The 17,091-nt window shown below is 67.4% G+C and carries 15 protein-coding genes and 1 other RNA gene; 11 read left to right on the top strand and 5 right to left on the bottom strand.

What is annotated here, in order from left to right; genetic code table 11:
• The first annotated feature begins 76 nt into the window (after positions 1-76).
• The 4 genes from EAT49_RS11775 to recR all read left to right on the top strand — a co-directional run bounded on the left by EAT49_RS11775 (position 77) and on the right by recR (position 3,332).
• A complete protein-coding gene (locus EAT49_RS11775; protein ID WP_123642522.1) occupies positions 77-1,813 on the top strand; it encodes a DNA polymerase III subunit gamma/tau in 1,737 nt (578 codons plus the stop codon).
• 76 nt (positions 1,814-1,889) lie between these two features.
• On the top strand, positions 1,890-2,279 hold the full coding sequence (locus tag EAT49_RS11770) for a hypothetical protein (protein WP_123642521.1): 390 nt from the start codon (positions 1,890-1,892) through the stop codon (positions 2,277-2,279).
• A 66-nt stretch (positions 2,280-2,345) separates the two neighbouring features.
• Entirely contained in the window at positions 2,346-2,690 is a 345-nt protein-coding gene (locus EAT49_RS11765; RefSeq protein ID WP_123642520.1) for a YbaB/EbfC family nucleoid-associated protein, read from the top strand.
• A 45-nt stretch (positions 2,691-2,735) separates the two neighbouring features.
• A complete protein-coding gene (gene recR / locus EAT49_RS11760) occupies positions 2,736-3,332 on the top strand; it encodes a recombination mediator RecR (RefSeq protein ID WP_123642519.1) in 597 nt (198 codons plus the stop codon).
• A gap of 6 nt (positions 3,333-3,338) precedes the next feature.
• Here the strand turns inward: recR and ffs are convergent.
• Both ffs and EAT49_RS11750 read right to left on the bottom strand, forming a co-directional pair.
• Positions 3,339-3,437, bottom strand: an RNA gene (ffs, locus tag EAT49_RS11755) — signal recognition particle sRNA small type.
• Between the two features lie 106 nt (positions 3,438-3,543).
• Positions 3,544-5,346 carry a bifunctional 2',3'-cyclic-nucleotide 2'-phosphodiesterase/3'-nucleotidase gene (locus EAT49_RS11750; protein WP_185020735.1) on the bottom strand — a complete coding sequence of 601 codons (1,803 nt, stop codon included), beginning with the start codon at positions 5,344-5,346 and terminating at the stop codon, positions 3,544-3,546.
• Positions 5,347-5,500: 154 nt separating this feature from the next.
• Here EAT49_RS11750 and nudC point away from each other — a divergent pair, with 154 nt between their 5' ends.
• The gene (gene nudC, locus EAT49_RS11745; RefSeq protein ID WP_123642517.1) at positions 5,501-6,466 is read left to right on the top strand and encodes an NAD(+) diphosphatase; all 966 of its coding nucleotides are present in this window, start codon (positions 5,501-5,503) and stop codon (positions 6,464-6,466) included.
• Positions 6,467-6,511: 45 nt separating this feature from the next.
• Positions 6,512-6,982 (top strand): SRPBCC family protein, encoded by a 471-nt coding sequence (locus tag EAT49_RS11740; RefSeq protein ID WP_123642516.1) that lies wholly within the window; start codon positions 6,512-6,514, stop codon positions 6,980-6,982.
• A 4-nt stretch (positions 6,983-6,986) separates the two neighbouring features.
• Here the strand turns inward: EAT49_RS11740 and EAT49_RS11735 are convergent, their stop codons facing one another.
• The gene (locus EAT49_RS11735; RefSeq protein WP_123642515.1) at positions 6,987-7,847 is read right to left on the bottom strand and encodes a prephenate dehydratase; all 861 of its coding nucleotides are present in this window, start codon (positions 7,845-7,847) and stop codon (positions 6,987-6,989) included.
• Between the two features lie 116 nt (positions 7,848-7,963).
• Here EAT49_RS11735 and EAT49_RS11730 point away from each other — a divergent pair, with 116 nt between their 5' ends.
• The 5 genes from EAT49_RS11730 (at position 7,964) to EAT49_RS11710 (ending at position 14,539) form a co-directional block, all read left to right on the top strand.
• Complete coding sequence (locus tag EAT49_RS11730) at positions 7,964-8,479, top strand: c-type cytochrome (protein WP_123642514.1); 516 nt, start codon at positions 7,964-7,966, stop codon at positions 8,477-8,479.
• A 206-nt stretch (positions 8,480-8,685) separates the two neighbouring features.
• Positions 8,686-10,623: an extracellular solute-binding protein gene (locus tag EAT49_RS11725; protein ID WP_123642513.1), complete on the top strand. Its 1,938-nt coding sequence runs from the start codon at positions 8,686-8,688 to the stop codon at positions 10,621-10,623.
• A gap of 9 nt (positions 10,624-10,632) precedes the next feature.
• Entirely contained in the window at positions 10,633-11,706 is a 1,074-nt protein-coding gene (locus tag EAT49_RS11720; protein WP_123642512.1) for a microcin C ABC transporter permease YejB, read from the top strand.
• Positions 11,703-12,938, top strand: coding sequence for an ABC transporter permease (locus EAT49_RS11715; protein WP_123642511.1), 1,236 nt, complete (start codon positions 11,703-11,705; stop codon positions 12,936-12,938). The genes EAT49_RS11720 and EAT49_RS11715 overlap by 4 nt, the downstream gene beginning before the upstream one ends.
• Positions 12,935-14,539: an ABC transporter ATP-binding protein gene (locus tag EAT49_RS11710; protein ID WP_123642510.1), complete on the top strand. Its 1,605-nt coding sequence runs from the start codon at positions 12,935-12,937 to the stop codon at positions 14,537-14,539. The genes EAT49_RS11715 and EAT49_RS11710 overlap by 4 nt, the downstream gene beginning before the upstream one ends.
• 156 nt (positions 14,540-14,695) lie before the next feature.
• On the opposite strand, the gene EAT49_RS11705 is transcribed toward EAT49_RS11710, so the two are convergent.
• Positions 14,696-16,000: a D-alanyl-D-alanine carboxypeptidase family protein gene (locus EAT49_RS11705; RefSeq protein WP_123642509.1), complete on the bottom strand. Its 1,305-nt coding sequence runs from the start codon at positions 15,998-16,000 to the stop codon at positions 14,696-14,698.
• A gap of 328 nt (positions 16,001-16,328) precedes the next feature.
• Positions 16,329-17,033 carry an HAD family hydrolase gene (locus EAT49_RS11700; RefSeq protein ID WP_123642508.1) on the bottom strand — a complete coding sequence of 235 codons (705 nt, stop codon included), beginning with the start codon at positions 17,031-17,033 and terminating at the stop codon, positions 16,329-16,331.
• Positions 17,034-17,091 lie beyond the last annotated feature (58 nt).

Genomic DNA, 17,091 nt, shown 5'->3' with positions numbered 1-17,091 from the left:
GAACCCACCCTGCGCCCACCGGTGGACGGCGGGGGGCGGCGCGCGTAGTCTGGCGGGCGTTCCCGAAGGAGCCTTCATGACCGACGCCCCCGCCTACCAGGTGCTCGCCCGCAAGTACCGCCCCGAGACCTTTGTCGATCTCGTGGGGCAGGACGCCATGGTGCGCACGCTGAAGAACGCCTTTGCCGCGGACCGGATCGCGCAGGCCTTCATCATGACGGGCATCCGGGGCACGGGGAAGACGACGACGGCGCGGATCATCGCCAAGGGGATGAACTGCATCGGCCCGGACGGCACGGGCGGGCCGACGGTGGAGCCCTGCGGGATATGCGAGCACTGCCGCGCGATCATGGAAGGTCGCCATGTCGACGTGATGGAGATGGACGCCGCCTCGCGCACCGGCGTGGGCGACATCCGCGAGATCATCGACAGCGTGGCCTACCGGGCGGCCTCCGCGCGCTACAAGATCTACATCATCGACGAGGTTCATATGCTGTCGACGAGCGCGTTCAACGCGCTCCTGAAGACGCTGGAGGAGCCGCCCGCCCATGTGAAGTTCATCTTCGCCACGACCGAGATCCGGAAGGTTCCTGTCACGGTGCTGTCGCGCTGCCAGCGGTTCGACCTGCGGCGGATCGAGCCCGAGGTGATGATCGCGCTGCTGAAGCGGATCGCGGGGGCTGAAGAGGCGCAGATTTCGGACGATGCGCTGGCGCTGATCGCACGGGCGGCGGAAGGCTCTGCGCGGGATGCGACCTCGCTTCTCGACCAGGCGATCAGCCACGGCGCGGGGGAGACCACGGCGGATCAGGTGCGCGCGATGCTGGGTCTTGCCGACCGGGGGCGGGTGCTCGACCTTTTCGACATGATCCTGAAGGGCGATGCGGCGGGTGCGCTGTCGGAGCTGGCGGCGCAATATGCCGATGGCGCGGATCCGATGGCCGTGCTGCGCGATCTCGCGGAGATCACCCATTGGGTCAGCGTCATCAAGATCACGCCCGAGGCGGCGGAGGACCCGACCGTCAGCCCCGAGGAGCGCGACCGCGGCCGCGCCATGGCCGACGCCCTGCAGATCCGGGTTCTGACGCGGCTGTGGCAGATGCTGCTGAAGGCGCTGGAGGAAGTGGGGCAGGCGCCGAACGGGATGATGGCGGCGGAAATGGCGATCATCCGGCTGACCCATGTCGCGGATCTGCCGACGCCCGAGGACCTGGTGAAGAAGCTGCGCGATGCACCGCCACCGGGACCTGCGGCGCCTTCGCCCGGGGGCGGCGGACGGGAGAGGCCCGTGTCGGCGCAGGGCGGACCATCGCCGACCCATGCGGGTCCGTCCGGCCCATCGGCCCACGGCGCGCTGGCGGTCAAGGCGGAGACGGCGCTGGCGCGTTATGCCCGGTTCGACGACGTGGTGGAGCTGATCCGGGCGCATCGGGACGTGAAGCTGCTGGTGGAGGTCGAGACGGGGCTCCGGCTCGTGTCCTACGCGCCGGGACGGATCGCCTTCGAGCCGGCGGAGGCCGCGCCCGCCGATCTCGCGTCGCGGCTGGGCAGCCGCCTGCAGGCCTGGAGCGGCGTGCGCTGGGCGGTGTCGATCGAGCAAGGCGGCGGTCCCACCATCGCCGAGACGCGCGATGCCGAGATCCGGGCGCTGCACGAGGAGGCGGAGGCCCATCCGCTGGTGCAGGAGGTGCTGCGGTCCTTCCCCCGGGCTCGGATCACCGAGGTCAGGAGCCGCGCCGCGCTGGAGGCGGAGGCCGGGGCAGAGGCCCTGCCCGAGGTCTCCGAGGAATGGGACCCGTTCGAGGAGGATTAGGGCGGCGGGGTTGCCTGCGAGCCGCGTGCCAGGTCAGACTTGGGCGAGGGAAACCCAGACCGGGAAGGATCAGGCCATGAGACCCGAACCTGCTGCCGTCATCGCTCTGCTGCTCGCCGCGCCTGCGGCGTTGGCCGAGACCGAGCGTCGAACCTGCGAGACCCCGAACTTCGGCAGCTACCCCTGTCAGCTGACCTACAGCGATCCGGCGCCCGGCTATCTGCGGTCGGTGGTCGTCAGCGATCCGTCGGGACAGCGGCCCAGTTTCTCGATGCATTCGAAGGAAGACCTGACGGCGCAGGTGCATGTCGCTTATCCCGGCGAGGAGTGGCGCTACATGGGGACTTGGGAACCCGGTGAACGGGCAGGCTCAGTGGATTTCGAGTGCGCCCGACCGGCGGCGCGGCAACCTGCCGAGGTCAGGACCAGGCTCGGCGCGGACAGCTGGCAGCTCTGCGTTCGCTGACGCGTCTTCTTGTGGCGGGCCGCGGGCGTCCATAGTCTCTGTGCGACACAGCATGGAGTGAATGCGATGTTCAAGGGGCTCGGCGGCATCGGCGACATGGCCAAGATGATGAAATCCGCCCAGGAGATGCAGAAGCGGATGGCCGATCTGCAGGAGGAGATGGCGCGGATGGAGGTCACGGGCGAGAGCGGCGCGGGCCTCGTGAAGGCCACGGCCAGCGTACAAGGCGAGCTGAAGGCCCTGTCGATCGACCCGTCGATCTTCGATCCCGAAGAGAAGGAGGTCGTGGAGGACCTGATCCTGGCCGCGATCAAGGACGCACAGAGCCGGGCGCAGGCGAAGATGCAGGAGGAGATGGCGCGCATCGGTCAGGAGATGGGCTTGCCCCCGGGCATGGGTTTTCCCGGTTGATCGCGGACGGGCCTGCAGACTCACGACGACGGATCGGGGAAAGGCGTGGCTGAGGGCGAGGCCGGCGTCGAGCGGCTGATCGAGCTGATGGCGAAGCTGCCCGGCCTCGGGCCGCGGTCGGCCCGGCGCGCCGTGCTGCACCTGATCAAGAAGCGCGGCGTGCTGCTGTTGCCGATGGCGGAGGCCATGGCCGAGGTCGGACGCACGATCCGCGAATGTCTCAACTGCGGCAACCTCGCCACCGCCGATATCTGCCCGATCTGCGCGGCGGAAAAGCGCGGTAACGGGCAGATCTGCGTGGTCGAGGACGTGGCCGATCTCTGGGCCATGGAGCGGTCGCAGGTGTTCGGGGGGCGCTATCATGTGCTGGGTGGCACCCTGTCGGCGCTTGACGGCCTCGGGCCGGAAGAACTCCGGATTCCGCAACTTCTTGACCGGATCGAGACCGAGGAGGTGACGGAGGTGATCCTCGCGCTGGGCGCGACGATCGACGGACAGACCACCGCCCATTACATCGCCGACGCTTTGGACGAGCGGGTGAGCGTGACCTCGCTGGCGCAGGGCGTGCCGGTGGGCGGTGAGCTCGACTATCTCGACGACGGCACGATCAGCGCGGCCCTGAGGGCGCGACGGGCCTTGTGAGGGGAGAGGTGAGAGGCTGGACAACGACCCAAGCGGGACTCGTTACGGCTGCTTCCTTCCGGACCTGACCGGGTTGGCGAGGCGCCTGCCCGCGCCAACCTCTCATGGCGGGATATAGGCGAGCGTCGGCCCGGTCGCAACCGGTGTCGGGCTGCTCGGCCGCCACGGGCAAGGCGAAGGCTGCGCTGCCGGGGTCCGGGCCGGCAGAGCCTCAGAGTTCGATCTCGTAAAGGCAGCCGGTCTCGGCGCTGCTCTTCAGGAGCCGGATGCCGCGGCCGGTGGAGGGCGGCCTGTGGCTGCTTGCACCGATGCCGGTCTCGAAATGGACGGTGGTTGCGGGCTCCAGAGCGGCAAGGCGCCAGCAGCTGCGGGCCTCGGGGACGACTTCGGGACGGTCCGCGATATAGGAGGCGACGGCGTCGCGCGTGGCCGCGGCGGAGGTCCAGCGCAGGACGCCGCGCGTTGCCGCGGGGACCTGACCGCCGCCGCCGTGGCGGTAGGAATTGGTGATCACGAGAAAGCGCGCAGCGGGGTCCACGGGACGGTCCCCGTGGCGGAGGTCGGCGATACGGGAGTGGGTCCGATCGATCAGCTCTCCCGTGGGCGCGTAGCGGGCAGGGCGGGAAAGGTCGAAGGCGGCGGTCACCCCGTCGATCACGTCGAACATGTAGCTGGGGATGCCCGGATGAAGGAGCGGCGCCCCCCGTGCGCCGGGCGCGACAAGGCGGAAGTGGGACGCGGCGCGCTCGAGCCAGTCGGCCAGGTCGGCGCCGCTGATCTCCAGCACGACGAGACTGTTCGGGTAGGGGTAGAGTTCGGTCGCTGTCCTGAAGGCGAGCGGACCTGCCTGCACGTCGATGTAGTTGCGCGGCCCGCCCCAGCCCCCGGCCCGGTAGCTCGCGGCGACAGAAAGGAGCGGCAGGTCCGGGAGGTCGGGCGCCAGACGGGTGACATGGTCCCGCTGGGCATCGGCCACGAGGGTCAGCGCGGGACAGGGCGCGGCGAGCGAAAAGAAGGTATGGATCGGGCCGACGGTTCGGCCGATGGGACGGCGCATGTGCCGGCGGGCGCGGTCATGGGCCGGGGCGGCGGCGGCGGCGACGGCGGTATCCTCCCGGCAGCCCACGGGCAGGGCGCGGGCGGTGGCCTCTGTGATGCGCCAGCCGCGTGCAGCGGGGCAGAGGAGCAGGTCGAGGCATCCGAGATGGCTGCCGCCGTAGCCCGGCATCACGGCGGGTTTGCCATGGAGGCGTCCGACGGCGGGATCCACCTCCGGACCGGAGGTCGTGGCCGGGCCCGGAAAGACCCCATGCGTATGGCCGAGGATCAGGGCGTCGATGCCCGGGATCGCGGCGAGAGGGATCGCGGCGTTCTCCATGCCGGGGGTGTGAAGGGCATCTCCGATGCCGGAATGGCACAGCGCCACGACGATGTCGGCCCCGGCGGCGCGCAGGCGGGGCACTTCGGACCGGGCGGAGTCGACGATGTCGGAGGTCGTGGCGCGGCCCGAGAGACTGTCGCTGTCCCAGTCGACGGTCTGGGGCGGCAGGAGGCCGATGAAACCCACGCGCAGCGTCACGGCGCGTCCGTCCGAGAGCTGCAGGACGCGCTCGAGGATGATCCAGGGCGCGATGCGGGCCGACGGCTCCACGAGGGTCAGGTTGGCGGCGAGGGCGGGAAAGGACGCTTCGGCAAGCGCGCGATCAAGGAACGGCAGGCCGTAATTGAAATCGTGGTTCCCGAGAGCGACGGCGTCGTAGCCCGTCTCGTTCATGGCGGCGATGACGGGGTTCGGCGCATCCGCGGCGGTTTCGGCGGCGGCGTCGGCCAGGGCCGAGCCCTGCAGGAAATCGCCGTTGTCCACGGTCAGCGTGCCGGGAACCTCGTCCCGCAGGCGGCGGATCAGGGCCGCGACCGCCGCCAGACCCGTGCCGGGTGCCGGGCCGTCGGTATAGTAGTCATGGGCCAGAATTTGGGCGTGCAGGTCCGAGGTCGCAAGGATGCGCAGCCGCACAGTTGCGTCGCCTTCCGGGGACCGGTCTCGCTGGTCAGGGTCGTGCACGCGGGGCCCCTCATCCTCGTTCCGCGCCGGAGCCTGCGGGCCAACATCTCGGGATGCAAGGGAAAGTGCGATTGCCTCGCCGGGGCGTCCGTGCGACGGAATGGCCATGCGGGACGCGGAACAGGTGACATTCGGAGGGGCGGGACTCGACCGTGCGGCGGAGCTGCGCGGGGAGGAGGCTCAGGCGCGGCTGTTGGCCGATTTCTCGGCCCGGACGCTTGTCCTGTGGCGCGGCAAGGTGATGGTGGAGGGCGAGGCGCCTCTGGGCGTGGCGCTGCGGCCGCTCGGCCATCCGGTCTGCGCCGCGGCAGACGATCCGCCGGTGTTTCTCGGGCGCGGAGCGGAGGGGCCGATCTTCGCCGTCGAGATCAGCGCGTGGCAGCCCGAGGCGCTGGACGAGAGCGCGCTGGGCGGATTTCTCGATCCGACGGAGCAGCGCCATCCGGAGGCGGGGGGTGACGCGCGGTTCGCCGAGCTTCGAGCGGTAATGACGCGGCTGACGCCGGTCGATGCGGAACTGGCGGCCACGGCCAAGGCGGTCTTCGGCTGGCATGCCAGCCACGGGTTCTGCGCGCGGTGCGGGGCAAAGTCGGAAATGTCGGAGGCGGGCTGGCAGCGCACCTGCGGGACCTGCGCGGCGCGGCATTTCCCGCGCACGGACCCGGTGGTGATCATGCTGATCACCCATGGCAATTCGGTACTGCTTGGGCGGTCTCCGCATTGGCCGGAGGGAATGTTCTCGCTGCTTGCGGGGTTTGTCGAGCCGGGCGAGACGGTGGAGGCCGCGGTGCGGCGCGAAGTGCGCGAGGAGGCGGGCATCGCGGTCGGTCGGGTGTCCTATCTGGCCAGCCAGCCGTGGCCTTTTCCCGCCTCGCTGATGTTGGGCTGCCGGGGCGAGGCGCTGACAACTGAGATCGTGCTCGATCCGGTGGAACTGGATGCGGCGCAATGGGTGAGCCGGGAAAGGCTGCTGGATGTGATGGCCGGAAGGGATGGGTCGATCCTGCCTGCGCGGCGCGGTGCCATCGCTCATTTCCTTCTGGAGCGCTGGCTTGCGGACAGGCTTGAGTGACGCAAAGTAAAGAAGAAGAACCAGAGGTGAGAGGCAAGCCCCAGCATGCAGTTTTCCGTCCGTGAGGATATCGAGGCGCCGGTCGACGTCGTTTTCGCCAGGTTTTCGGATTTCGCCCATTTCGAGCGGGTCGCCCTACGCCGTGGTGCGGAAGTCGACCGGATGGACCCGTCATTGCGGGCCGAAGCTGGCGCGCGCTGGATGGTGCGGTTCAAGTTCCGCGGGAAGTCCCGCGAGGTGCTGATCCGGATCGCGGAGATGGATCCCCCGAACGGCTATACAATCGCCACCACGTCGAACGGGATCGAGGGCGTGACCACGGCGGAATTCGTGCCCCTGTCGCCGGCGCGCACGCGGCTGACCTTCGCCGCGGAACTCAAGCCGCGTACGCTCCCGGCCCGGATTGTCATGCAGTCTCTGAAACTTGCGAAGGGCCGGATGGACGAGCGGCTGCGGACGCGGATCACGGACTATGCGAGGGACATCGAGGCGGGCTGGCACGACGGCCAGCTCTGAGGGGTCAATCCCGGGCGGTGCTGCGGCCGCGTTCGTAGCGGCGGCGGTCGGCGGGGAACACTCCCATAAGCGCGAGCCTGTCGGTGAAGTAATCGAGCTCCTCGAGCGCGAGCTGGACCGAGCGGTCGTCGGGGTGTCCCTCCACCTCGGCGTAGAACTGCGTCGCCTGGAACTGGCCGTCGACCATGTAGCTCTCGAGCTTGGTCATGTTGACGCCGTTGGTGGCAAAGCCCCCCATCGCCTTGAACAGCGCGGCGGGGATGTTGCGCACGCGGAAGATGAAGGCGGTGATCATGCCGGCTGGGCCGCGGCGGCTGAAATCGGGCTCGCGGGCCATGATGACGAACCGCGTGGTGTTGCGGTCATGGTCCTCGATATGGCGGGCGAGGATGGCGAGGTCGTTGATGCGGGCCGCCAGATCAGAGGCCAGTGCGCCCAGGGACCGGTCTCCGGTTCGGGCCACATGGGCGGCGGAGCCTGCGGTGTCGGCGCCGGTGACCGGTTCGATGTCGTGTTCGCGCAGGAAGCCCCTGCACTGGCCCAGAAGGACCGTGTGGGACATGGCGGCGCGGATGTCCTCGAGCCGGGCGCCACGGACGCCGAGCAGGTTGATATGCACCCGCACGAAGGCCTCGTCGACGATATGGAGGCCGCTCTCGGGCAGAAGGTGGTGAACATCTGCCACCCGGCCATAGGTGGAATTCTCGACCGCGATCATGCCGAGTTCCGCGTCCCCCTTCCGCACGGCCTCGATGGCGTGCTCGAAGGTCGGACAGGGCAACGGCTCGTATTCCGGGCGGGCCTCGACGCAGGCCTGATGACCGTAGGCGCCGAGCTCTCCCTGAAAGGCAATTTTCCCCGGCATTCCAATGACCTCCCCCAAGGTCGGAAAATGGGCATTTCGTCGCGGTGCTACATCTTGCGCCGGTCGCACCCAAGCGGATACATGACCGGCGACAAGAGATGGGGACGGAACGCGACATGTTCGACACAATGACGCTTACGAAGCTGTTGGGCGGATTCTGCGGAGCTCTCCTGATCTTCCTGCTGGGCAGCTGGGCTTCCTCGGCGATCTACGGCTCCTACGGCCACTACCATCCGGAGCAGGCCTACATCATTCCGGTGGAGGGCGATGAAGTGTCGGACGAGCCGGTCGAGGAAGGGCCGAGCTTCGAGGAGGTCTTCGCTTCCGCCGATGCCGCCGCGGGTGAGGCGCTGTGGCGGAACTGCCAAGCCTGTCATGCCACGGAGCAGGGGGTGAACGGCACCGGGCCCTATCTGCATGGGGTCGTCGGACGCGAGATCGCCGCCGTGGACGGTTTCAACTACTCTGGCGCCTTGCAGGAAAAGGCCGATGTCTGGAGCCCCGAGAACCTGAATGCCTTTCTCGAGGACCCGTCGGGCTGGGCGCCGGGTACGTCGATGGGCTACAACGGAATGCGGCGGGTCGGCGACCGGGCGAACCTGATCGCCTATCTCGACAGCCTCGACGACTGACGGGAAACGGCCGCGCAGCGGGGCCGATGAGGATTGCAGCAGGGCCGCCCGGTCGGGCGGCCTTTCGCATTGCGGCGGCGCGGCTCACGGAGAGCTGACGTTTTCGCGCCTTGCATGTTCGACATGCGCAACTTTAGCTACATCTGAAGGAAAGGTGCGCCCGGACCGCCTATGACCGAAGGCGCGCGTGCAAAGAGGAGAGCGCCATGACCCATCGCCGTCCCGCCGCGTCTGCCGCCGTTGCCCTTGCCCCACATTCGTCCCGCGAGGATCGGCGGTCGCGGTCGATATGGACCGCCCTGGGGCTCTGTACCGCCATTGCCGCCATTGCGGCGGGCATGGTGCGGGCCCAGGACGGGGTCACGGTCACCCATGCCTATGCCAACTTCGGCGAGCCGGTCTACGGGCCCGACTTCGAGCATCTGGCCTATGTAAACCCGGACGCGCCCAAGGGCGGGGAGATTTCGACCTGGGCGCAGGGGACCTTCGACAGCTTCAATCCCTATGCGTTCGCGGGCGTGTCGGCGAGCCTTGCCACCATCGGAAGCGAAGCGGTGCTGACGTCCACTGCCGACGACCCCTATGCGCTCTATTGCTTCATGTGCACGACGATGGAGTATCCCGAGGATATCTCCTACGTGACCTTCAATCTCCGCGATGACGTGACATTCTCGGACGGCACGCCGGTAACGTCGCAGGATGTGAGGTATTCGACCGAGCTCTTTCTCGAGCAGGGCATTCCGGAGTTCCGTCTGGTGCGATCCGCCTGGATCGACAGCATCGAAACGCCCGATGACCACACGATCACGTTCCGCTTCACCGACGAGGCGCCGGTCCGGGACCGGATCTCCTTTGCGGGCGGCACGCCGATCCTGAACCAGGCGTGGTTCGAGGAGAACGGCTACCGGCTCGACGAGCCGACGGAGTCGCCGTTGATGTCGACCGGGGCCTATGTGCTCGACAGTTTCGACTACAACCGTGACGTGGTGTACCGCTACAACCACGATTACTGGGCGCGGGAACTGAACTGGAGTGTCGGGCGAAATAATTTCGAGACGATCCGGGTGGAGTATTTCGCCGATGCCTCGGCCGCATTCGAGGCCTTCAAGGCGGGCGAATACACCTTCCGCACGGAGAACTCCTCGCTGATCTGGGCAACGGGCTATGATTTCCCGGCCATCAACCGGGGCTGGGTCGTGACGGAGACGATTCCGGACGGCAACGTGGGCACGCGTCAGGCCTTCGTCTTCCAGCTCGACAAGGAGAAGTGGCAGGACATCCGTGTCCGGCAAGCCGTCGAGCAGATGTTCAATTTCGAATGGACCAACGAGACGCTGTTCTACGGGCTCTATGAGCGGCCAAGCTCGTTCTGGGTGAATACCGATCTCGCCGCGGTGGGTGCGCCAACGGAGGGCGAGCTGGCGATCCTCGAGCCGCTTGTGGCCGAGGGGCTGCTCGACGAGAGCATCCTGACGGAAGAGGCGGTGATGCCGGCGGTTGCGACTGTCGCGGAGAACCGGGTGCCGCGCAGCAATCTGCGCCGCGCCGCGGGCCTGCTGGAAGAGGCAGGCTGGACCGTGGGCGACAGCGGGTTCTTCGAAAAGGACGGCCAGGTGCTGGACCTGGTGATCCTGCAATTCAGCCCGCAGTTCGACCGGATCGTGAACCCCTATATCGAGAACCTGCGCCTCCTCGGCATCGACGCGCGGCTGGAGCGGGTGGACCTGTCGACCTACCAGGAGCGGCGGCTGTCAGGCGATTTCGACCTGACGAACGCGGGCTTTTCCATGACGCTGGAGCCCGGCCAGGTGCTCTTCCAGTGGTTCGGGTCGGAGACGGCCGGGGAGAGCAGCCGCAACATCCAGCGTCTCAGGAACGAGGCGGTGGACCGGATCATTCCGCAGGTCGTCGGCGCGGAGACGCTGGAAGAGCTGGAATCCGCGACGCGGTCGCTGGACCGGGTTCTGCGGAGCCTGCATTTCGAGGTCCCGCAGTGGTTCAACGACCAGCATTGGGTCTCCTACTACGACATGTTCCGCCATCCCGAGGACATGCCGCCCTATGCTCTCGGCCAGTTCGATTTCTGGTGGTACGACGCCGAGAGGGCCGAGGAATTGCGCGCCGCGGGCGCGTTCCGCCGGTAAGGAGCTGACGTGGGCGCCTATATCATAAGGCGGCTGTTGCTCGTGATCCCGACGCTGCTCGGGATCATGATCCTCAACTTCGCGCTGATCCAGTTCGTGCCCGGCGGGCCGATCGAACAGATCCTCGCGCGGCTCGAGGGCGGCGGGGACGTGTTCGAGAGCTTTTCGGGCGGCGGCTCGGAGGTCATGAGCGAGGGCAACACCGAGTACTTGGGCGCCCAGGGCCTGCCGGCGGAGTTCATCGCGGAGCTGGAGCGGGAGTTCGGCTTCGACAGGCCGCCGCTGGAGCGGTTCCTCAACATGATGTGGGACTATGTCCGGTTCGATTTCGGGGAGAGCTATTTCCGAAACATCGCGGTTGTTGACCTGGTGCTGGAGAAGATGCCGGTGTCGATCACCCTTGGCCTGTGGTCGACGCTGATCGCCTATCTGGTGTCCATTCCCCTGGGGATCAGGAAGGCGGTGCGCGACGGGACGCCCTTCGATACCTGGACGAGCGGCGCGATCATCGTGGGCTACGCGATCCCGGGGTTCCTGTTCGCGATCCTGCTGATCGTGCTGTTCGCGGGGGGCAGCTATTTCCGCATCTTCCCGCTGAGAGGGCTGACCAGCGACAACTGGGAAGACCTGTCGTTCTTCATGAAGATCGCGGATTACTTCTGGCACATCACGCTGCCGGTGCTGGCCTCGACCATTTCGGCCTTTGCCACACTGACGCTGCTGACCAAGAACAGCTTCCTCGACGAGATCAAGAAACAGTACGTGATGACGGCTCGCGCCAAGGGACTGACCGAAAGCCGGGTTCTCTACGGGCACGTCTTCCGCAACGCGATGCTGATCGTGATCTCGGGGTTTCCGGCGCTGTTCATCGGGGTGTTCTTCGGGGGCAGCCTGATCATCGAGACGCTCTTCTCCCTCGACGGGCTGGGCCGGCTCGGGTTCGAGGCGGCGGTTGCGCGGGATTATCCGGTGGTCTTCGGAACGCTCTTCGCCTTTTCGCTGATCGGGCTTGTCGTCGGTATCCTGACGGACCTGACCTATGTGCTGATCGACCCGCGGATCGACTTCGAGGCGCGCGGATGACCGAGGTCCTGGCCCCCGCCCCGCCGGAGCGCCGCAGGCGCTGGCTGTCGCCGCTGAATCAGCGGCGACTGAACAACTTTCGCCGCAACCGTCGGGCGGTCTGGTCGTTCTGGATCTTCGCCGTGCTGTTCGGGCTGTCGCTCCTTGCGGAGTTCATCGCGAACGACAAGCCGGTGCTGGTGAGCTATCGCGGCGACCTGAGGATGCCGATTTTCCAGTTCTATGCGGAGCAGGATTTCGGAGGCGATTTCCGGACGGAGGCGGCCTACAAGGACGTGGAGGTGGCGTGTCTGATCGTCACCGGCGGGCTGGCGGACCTGTGTTTCGACGACCCCGAGGGCACCATCGAGCTCGCCGAGGCGGATGCCATCGACGATCCGGAGTTCGTTAAGGGCTGGGCCGTCTGGCCGATCATCCCGTTCAGCTATGACACCATCGTGGACATTCCCGGAGTCGCGCCCTCTCCGCCCTCTCCGACCAACTGGCTCGGCACCGACGATACCAAACGCGACGTCGCCGCGCGGGTCATCTACGGCTTCCGGCTGAGCATCACCTTCGCGCTGATCGTGACGGTGGCGGCCTCGCTCATCGGGATCGTCGCGGGGGCGGTGCAGGGCTATTTCGGCGGCTGGACGGACCTCTTGTTCCAGCGGTTCATCGAGATCTGGACCGGCATCCCAAGCCTTTACGTCATCATCATCGTCTTCGCGATCCTGGGGCGAAGTTTCTGGTTGCTGGTGTTCCTGACGGTGCTCTTCGGCTGGCCCGCGCTTGTGGGCGTCGTCCGGGCAGAGTTCCTGCGCGCGCGGAATTTCGAGTATGTGCGCGCGGCGAAGGCGCTGGGCGTGGGCAACATGACGATCATGTTCCGCCACATGCTGCCCAACGCCATGGTGGCGACGATCACCATGCTGCCCTTCCTCGTCACCGGGGCCATCGCGACCCTTGCCTCGCTCGACTTCCTCGGGTTCGGGCTGCCCTCCTCGGCGCCCTCCCTCGGGGAACTGACGCTTCAGGCCAAGCAGAACCTGCAGGCGCCCTGGCTCGGCTTCACGGCCTTCTTTACCTTCGCGATCATGCTGTCGCTGCTGGTCTTCGTCTTCGAGGGCGTGCGGGACGCCTTCGACCCGAGAAAGACCTTCTCGGGCGAGGCGAAGGTCGAGCAGGTGGCGCCCGGCGCAAAGCCGGCGCCCGAGGCGGCGCAGCAGGCCAGAACGCGGCCCGGCGAATGAGCGATCCCATTCTCCAGGTGCGCGGGTTGCAGGTGCGGTTCCGCCAGGAGGGGGTGATGACGCCCGCGGTCAAAGGCGTGAGCTTTGACGTGGGGCGCGGCGAGACCGTGGCGCTCGTGGGGGAAAGCGGTTCGGGGAAGTCGGTCACGGCGCTGTCCACCGTGCGGCTCCTGGGCGACAATGCAGAGCTGTCGGGCACGGTGCGATACGAGGGCACCGAGATGCTGGGCGCCGACGAGCGGACCTTGCGCGGTATCCGGGGCAACGACATCAGCTTCATCTTTCAGGAGCCGATGACATCGCTCAATCCGCTGCACACGCTGGAAAAGCAGCTGAGGGAATCGATCGAGCTGCATCAGGGGCTGAGGGGCGAGGCGGTGCGCGTTCGTATCCTCGAGCTGCTGCACCAGGTGGGCATCCGCGATCCCGAGACCCGGCTCGGCGCCTATCCGCACCAGTTGTCGGGCGGACAGCGGCAGCGGGTGATGATCGCCATGGCGCTGGCCAACGATCCGCAGCTTCTGATCGCCGACGAGCCGACGACGGCGCTCGACGTCACGATCCAGGCTCAGATCCTGAACCTGCTGGCGGAGCTGAAGGAGCGCACGAAGCTGTCGCTTCTCTTCATCACCCACGACCTGACCATCGTGCGACAGATCGCGGACAGGGTCTGCGTGATGAAGGACGGCGAGATCGTGGAGCAGGGGCCGGTCGAGGAGATCTTCGAGCGGCCGCAGCATCCCTACACGATCAAGCTACTGTCCGCGGAGAGCACGGGCGCGCCCCTGCCGGTGCCGGGCGATGCCCAGGTGATCGCGGCGGTGGAGAAGCTGCGCATCTGGTTCCCGATCCATCGCGGACTGCTGAAGCGCACCGTGGGCCATATCAAGGCGGTGAACGATGCGACGCTGGAGGTCCGGGCGGGCGAGACCGTGGGCATCGTGGGCGAGAGCGGATCGGGCAAGACCACGCTGGCGCTCGCCGTGATGCGGCTGATCCGGTCAGAGGGGCGGATCGTGTTCATGGGGCGCGATATCCATGGCTTCGGCCAGCGGCAGATGCGACCGCTCAGGGGCGACATGCAGATCGTCTTCCAGGACCCTTACGGCTCGCTGTCGCCCCGGATGACGGTGGCGGAGATCATCTCCGAAGGGCTCGACGTGCACGGCATCTCGACGGGCGAGGACAAGCGCGTGCTTGTTGCGGAAATCATGGCCGAGGTGGGGCTCGATCCGGCGATGATGGACCGCTATCCGCACGAATTTTCCGGCGGGCAAAGGCAGCGCATCGCCATCGCCCGGGCGATGATCCTGCGCCCGAAGCTTCTGGTGCTGGACGAGCCCACCTCGGCGCTCGACATGACGGTGCAGGTGCAGATCGTGGAGCTGTTGCGAGACCTGCAGGCGCGGCACCGGCTGGCCTATCTCTTCATCAGCCACGACCTGAAGGTGGTCCGCGCGCTGAGCCACCGGGTGATGGTGATGAAGCAGGGCGACGTGGTGGAGGCGGGACCCGCCGAGGAGATCTTCCGCCGGCCGCGGACGGCCTATACGCGCGAGCTGATGCAGGCGGCCTTCATGGAGCTCGACGCGGCGGAGTGACCGGCGGTGCGGCGCTCTGCTGCGCAGACGCCCCGCCCGCCGTCCCGTCGGCGCGCCGATCCGCCGCCGTCACGGCGCGGCGACCGGGGAGGGGGCGCTGCCCCCCGCCTGCGGCGTCCCCGGGATATTTCCGGCCAGAAAATCCGGGGAGCGGCCTCAGGAGGGCGGCTGGATCATGAAGCAGGTGGTGCCGCGGGCCTGGAGCCGGCGGCAGGCGAGTTCCGCGGTCTCGCGCGTCAGGCCGACGAAATTCGCGTCGAAGCCATGGGAGCTTTCGTTGATGCGCCGCAGCGCGCCGTCGAGCGTGGACATCTCGTTCAGGGCGACACGCAGGAGCACCCGCTCTGCCCGGTAGCGGGAGCCGTAACGGCCCACGTTGATGCCCCAGTGGCGGCCGGAGTTCGTCGAAAGACGCTCGATCACCTCCTGTTCGACGGGCGGCTGGAGCGCCGCCTCGACGACCAGGCTTTCGGGCCGTGGCTCGGGCGGGGTGGCCGAGATCTCGCGCGGCGTGGATTCGGATGAGGCGTCCACGGCGGCGGCAACGGCGGCGGCGATCAGGTCCGGATCGATGCGGCGTTCGGCGTTGCTCGCCGCGAAGACGGTCTCGGGCCGGGCTTGCGGCCTTGGAGAACGTACGGGGGCGGAGGCGAGACGGGTCGCTCCCGCGACGTTGCCGAGATAGGGCGGTCGTTCCGGACGGCGCAGGGCCACCTGGGACGGCGCGCGGGCGAAGCCAAGGTCCATCAGTTCTGCCACCCGGGCGTTACGCGCGGCGGAGCCCGGCGCCCCGAAGACGGTGACGACGATCCGCACACCATTGCGTTCGGCGGAGGCCACGAGGTTGGAGCCCGCGGCGTTGGTGAAACCGGTCTTGATGCCGTCGGCGCCGACATAGGCGTCGAGGAAGCGGCGGTTCGTGTTCTGCACCGTCGCAACGCCGGCATCGGTCGAGCGGCGGGAGAAGAGGTTATAGTACTGCGGCCAGTCGTAGATCATGTGCCGCCCGAGGATGGTCATGTCGCGGGCGGAGGACATGTGGCCGGTCTCGGTCAGGCCGTGGGCGTTCTTGAAGGTCGTCCGGGTCATGCCCATGGCGCGGGCGGTCCGGGTCATGCGCTCGGTGAAGGCCTGTTCCGAGCCGGAGACGGCGAAGGCGATCGCGGTCGCCGCGTCGTTGGCGGAGCGGACGGCGGCGGCGCGCAGCAGGTAGCGGAAGCGGATCTGCTGGCCCGCCACGAGGCCGAGCTTCGAGGGCGGTTCGGCCGCGGCCTCGCGCGGGATGGTCACCATCGTGTCGAGGGTGATCTCGCCGCGTTCCACCGCCTCGAAGGCGACCCAGAGCGTCATCATCTTTGTCAGCGACGCCGGATGCAGCGAGGTATCGGCATTGTCCGAATGGTAGACCTCGCCGGAGCGGGCATCCATGACCATGGCGGCCCAGGGCGCGGCACGGCCCATGAGAGGTGTCAGCGCCGCCAGAAGGAGGACGGCAAGGAGAAGAATCCCCGTTCGGGCGGGGCGCCCAGTTCGTGCGATCACGTCATCTGCCCTTGTCTGCGACCGGGATGACCCGGTGCCTGCCTCATGCGCCCCGATCTGATGCCGGGTACGTCAATCTTATGGCAAAACGCTAGCACGACCTTGCCCCGTCAAAAAGCCCCGCATGAAGGTGCCTTGCATCACCTGTTTCATGAAGGGCACGAAGATCTGGTGGCGACTCTGGGTCAGCTGCGCAACATCGGCGAATGTGGCGAAACAAGGGCAGCCAGCGAAGAAAAAGTGCCGGTCAGCCGAGCCGGCGCAGCAGGTCGGGCAGCGCCCCGAGATCGGCGATGCGATGAAAGCGGGGGTGCGCCTCGGGCGGGGCGGCCCGTTCCAGTGCCCATGTGATCTCGTGCGGAACATGAACGGCCCAGGCCCCTGCCTCGAGAGCGGGGAGCACGTCGGAGCGGAGCGAATTGCCGACCATCATCGCCCGTCCCGCGCCGGCAAAGAGCCGGCCGTAGGTCTGCGCCGTCTTTTCCGAGACGATCTCGACCGAATCGAAAAGCTCTCCAAGGCCGGATTGCGCCAGCTTGCGCTCCTGGTCGAGCAGGTCGCCCTTGGTGATCAGCATCAGACGCGCGCGCCCGGCAAGCGCTTCCACCGCCTCGCGGGCATGGGGCAGCAACTCGATCGGGTGGGAGAGCATCTCGCGTCCTGCGGCGAGAATGTCGGCGATCACCTCGGACGGCACCCGACCGGAGGTCACCTCGATCGCGGTTTCGATCATGGACAGGGTGAATCCCTTAACCCCGTAGCCGTAATGTCCGAGGTTGCGGCGTTCGGCCGCGAGGAGTCGCTCTTCGAGATGGTCTCGTCCGGCGTGATCGGCAAGCAGTTCGGCGAAGCGGTCCTGGGTCAGGCGGAAATGGCGCTCGTTGTGCCAGAGCGTATCGTCGGCATCGAAGCCCACGGTCCAGACCGGAGGGTCGTGTGCGGGTCGGGACATGGGAACCACTTTCCTTGAAGCGCGCTTCGCATATATTACGGGGCCGAGACAGAGCAAC

Origin of the sequence: Histidinibacterium lentulum (assembly GCF_003789055.1) — a bacterium.
Taxonomy (GTDB): Bacteria; Pseudomonadota; Alphaproteobacteria; order Rhodobacterales; family Rhodobacteraceae; genus Oceanicola; species Oceanicola lentulus.
This window is presented reverse-complemented; position numbering and strand designations above follow the sequence as displayed.